General features: G+C 27.0%; 2 protein-coding genes. One reads left to right on the top strand and one right to left on the bottom strand.

The genetic code is table 11. The features are described from left to right. The first annotated feature begins 49 nt into the window (after positions 1-49). Positions 50-1,465 (top strand): nicotinate phosphoribosyltransferase, encoded by a 1,416-nt coding sequence (locus A9758_RS00285; RefSeq protein ID WP_011406357.1) that lies wholly within the window; start codon positions 50-52, stop codon positions 1,463-1,465. A 34-nt stretch (positions 1,466-1,499) separates the two neighbouring features. Here the strand turns inward: A9758_RS00285 and A9758_RS00280 are convergent, their stop codons facing one another. Next, a complete protein-coding gene (locus A9758_RS00280; protein WP_011406356.1) occupies positions 1,500-2,204 on the bottom strand; it encodes a (Fe-S)-binding protein in 705 nt (234 codons plus the stop codon). Positions 2,205-2,541: the final 337 nt, after the last annotated feature.

Below are 2,541 nucleotides of genomic sequence, written 5' to 3'. Positions count from 1 at the left end.
GAATTTTATTTAAAAAAGATAATAAAAAAATAAAGGAGTAAAAATAATTATGATAGAAAACAATATATGTCTACTCACAGATAGTTATAAAGTAACACATCACTACTTTTATCCTGAAAATACACAGAAATTATATTCATACATGGAAAGTAGAATTGGTTCTGAATTTAATAAGACAATATTCTATGGACTTCAATATATTCTTAAAAATTATTTAGTAGGACAAGTTGTCACAGAAGAAAAAGTCTATGAAGCAGAAAGAATCATAGAAAAGCATATTGGTCCAAATATATTTAACACAGATGACTGGTTATATATTGCTAATGATTTAGATGGAAAATTACCAGTAGAAATTAAGGCAGTACCAGAAGGAACACCAGTAGATGTAAGTAATGTTTTAATGACAGTAGAAAATACTGATAGTAAATGTTTTTGGTTATCTAATTATCTTGAACCTTTATTATTACAAGTATGGTATCCATCAACAGTTGCAACATTATCTGCTGAAGTAAAAAAATTATGTAATTTTTATCTTGACATAACTGGTTCTTCACATGATAATGCTGATTTCATGTTACATGACTTTGGATATCGTGGATCAACATCAAATGAATCCTCAAAACTAGCAGGATCTGCACATCTACTAAGTTTTTCTGGTACAGATACTCTTCCTGCTCTAACAATTCCAGAAAATTATTATAATGAAACCAATCTTTATGGTTATAGTGTACAAGCAACAGAACACAGTGTAATGACATCCCTTGGGGAAGAAAATGAAATAGATCAAATTATTAACGTTATTAACAGTGCTCAAAATGGAATACTGTCAATTGTTATTGATAGTTATAATTATAGAAATTTTCTTAAAGAAGCTGGAAATAATACTAGTCTTCTTAATAAGACTATTATGAAGTTTTTATCAACAGAAGGTAACAAAATAGTATTTAGACCTGATAGTGGAGAACCTGTTCCTACTGCTATTGAATGTCTTGAATTACTAGCAGATGGATTTGGAGTACATGAAAATAATATGGGTTATAAGGTATTTAATAAAAATATTGGTCTATTATGGAGTGATGGATTAAATTACCATGTAATACGTGATATTCTTTTTTCAATGAAAAATCATGGATGGGCTGCAGAAAATATACTCTTTGGTATGGGTGGAGGATTACATACTTCAGTAAATCGTGATACTCAAAGAAATGCATTTAAATGTTCTGCCCAACTACGTAATGGAACATGGCATGATATTCTTAAAAAACCTTTAGATATTAGTAAAAAATCAAAAGCTGGACGTTTTAAATTAATAAAAGAAAATGACACATTTAAAACAGTGAATTTTGATGCTGAAGGAAAAGATTGTTTACAAACAGTATTTAGAAATGGTGAATTGTTAGTAGATGATACCTTCGAAAATATTAAAAATAGAACAGTATCATATACCCATAATTATAGAAAATAAGTAATGTTGAATACATTACTTATCTTACTTTTTTTTATAATTCTTTATCAAGTAGTGTGAAAAAATCAGTAGTTTTTTTGTTATCAACACTATTTAATGTATGGTAACATGAGGGACAGTATGTTACAATATTACCCTTATTTAGTGTATCCTGTGCCATTTTCTTAGTTAATTCTTTACTTCCAAGATTTAAACCTGCACCAAATCCACAACAGGAATTTGCACGTTCTATGGGTACATTTTTAATTATAGATCTTACTTGTGTTGACCTTTCAAGTGCATGACATGGATCATGAATAATATAACCATCACCATCTATAGTTTCATCATTAAATAAGTCCATTGCAAAAATAACTTCAATATCAAAATTTTCATGTTTACTATAGTAGTCATGAAATGCTTCATAACATCCTGGACATATTGTTATAATCTTTTTTACACCATGACTATTGAATTTCTGAATATTAGCTTTTACTACTTCATCTGCTGTTTTTGAATCACCAAGTAGATATAATATTATTCCACAACATGTTTCATCATCTAAAACAGAAAAATCAATATTTTTTTTATTTAAACAACTAATTACAGATGTAATTAGTTCATTTTCTCTAAATCTTGAAGTACATCCTCTGTGTAATATAACTTCATGTATTTGTTTATCATTAATTATTTCCATTTCTGAACCATATGAATTTCCCTTATTTACCACATTATTTCTTACTTTATCTAGATGACTCATATTTAAACTTCCTATATTAATAATTATATTTTATTTGTGTTATGAACTTAACTAATGATTTTACTATTGGTATGTATTTTTTTTTATATTGTACATATTTTATGTTCTTCTTTTATGATTATTAAATAAAAATAAACACAAAAATAATAGAAAACCTCCTAGATGAAAAAAATAAACTACAATATACCATGTTAACCAAGAAATACAAAAAACCAACAATAAATAGAAGATTACTTCATGGTAACATATCTTCAAGCCAGTAAAATATAAGAATAATAAGTAGTGATTGTAGTACTAATAAACTCTAGAATACAGTGATGGTTTATGAATAATTCAA

The organism is Methanosphaera sp. A6 (assembly GCF_001729395.1).
In the GTDB taxonomy this organism is placed as follows: Archaea; Methanobacteriota; Methanobacteria; order Methanobacteriales; family Methanobacteriaceae; genus Methanosphaera; species Methanosphaera stadtmanae.
Note: the sequence above shows the minus strand (reverse complement) of the source record. Positions and strands in the feature narration are given on the sequence as shown.

Coding starts and splice junctions, on each gene's coding strand:
- A9758_RS00285 (WP_011406357.1), top strand. CDS start 50: ATGATAGAAAACAATATATGTCTACTCACAGATAGTTATAAAGTAACA.
- A9758_RS00280 (WP_011406356.1), bottom strand. CDS start 2,204: ATGAGTCATCTAGATAAAGTAAGAAATAATGTGGTAAATAAGGGAAAT.